The organism is Mesorhizobium sp. M8A.F.Ca.ET.208.01.1.1 (assembly GCF_004791315.1).
Lineage (GTDB): Bacteria > Pseudomonadota > Alphaproteobacteria > Rhizobiales > Rhizobiaceae > Mesorhizobium.
On sequence record NZ_SRUT01000458.1, the window covers coordinates 1 to 278 of the forward strand.

Consider the following 278-nt stretch of genomic DNA (forward strand, 5'->3'; position numbering starts at 1 on the left):
GTCTGGGCGGTGAACTGATCGCACCAGATGATGGCGCCGCGGCCGCGCCGCAGCGCATCGCGCAGGCCCTCAAGCCCTTCCAGCCGGATTTCCGGCGACCAGCCGTGGCCGGTGAGGTGCGCGGCAAGCAGCAATTGCCGGCGATGAACAGCGGCGAGCAATTGCCTGAACAGCGCTTGCGCATCGACGTGGTCGCCAAGGACGGTGCGGACCGCTGCGGCGTAGCGTGGAAAATCCTTGCGGAGATGGCGCTTCAGCCGAAGCTTCGAACTCCAGGC

The 278-nt window shown here is 66.9% G+C and carries 1 pseudogene; it reads right to left on the bottom strand.

Annotation, left to right across the window (positions count from 1 at the left end):
- Positions 1-278: pseudogene (locus EN851_RS36070) on the bottom strand (hypothetical protein); the annotation flags it as partial.